Origin of the sequence: Rhizobium ecuadorense (genome assembly GCF_001187535.1) — a bacterium.
GTDB lineage: Bacteria > Pseudomonadota > Alphaproteobacteria > Rhizobiales > Rhizobiaceae > Rhizobium > Rhizobium ecuadorense.
In genome coordinates this window covers 1-242 of the sequence record NZ_LFIO01000083.1, presented here as the reverse complement: position 1 = coordinate 242, position 242 = coordinate 1, and the positions used below count along the sequence as shown (strand labels likewise).

1 pseudogene is annotated in these 242 nt (G+C 59.1%); it reads left to right on the top strand.

Features of this window, described 5'->3' with window-relative positions:
• A pseudogene (locus tag AF337_RS44935) lies at positions 1-122 on the top strand (AraC family transcriptional regulator); the annotation flags it as partial.
• Between the last annotated feature and the right edge of the window lie 120 nt (positions 123-242).

Below are 242 nucleotides of genomic sequence, written 5' to 3'. Positions count from 1 at the left end.
ATTCCGAGCCGAGCGCCTTCTTCCGGGCCTTCCGGAAATGGATGGGCAAGAGCCCCGAGGTCTTTCGCCGGGAGGAAGCTCTCTCGCAATTGGATGAGCCATTGCAATCAAGGACACTTTGACCCGGCCGCAACCCGCGCTACATATTTCAGCGGGAGGAGTGCCATGTTTGATTTTTCGCTCGGCGAAACCGCGGACGCGATCCGTGAAACGACGGCGCGGTTTGCCGCCGATCATATTGC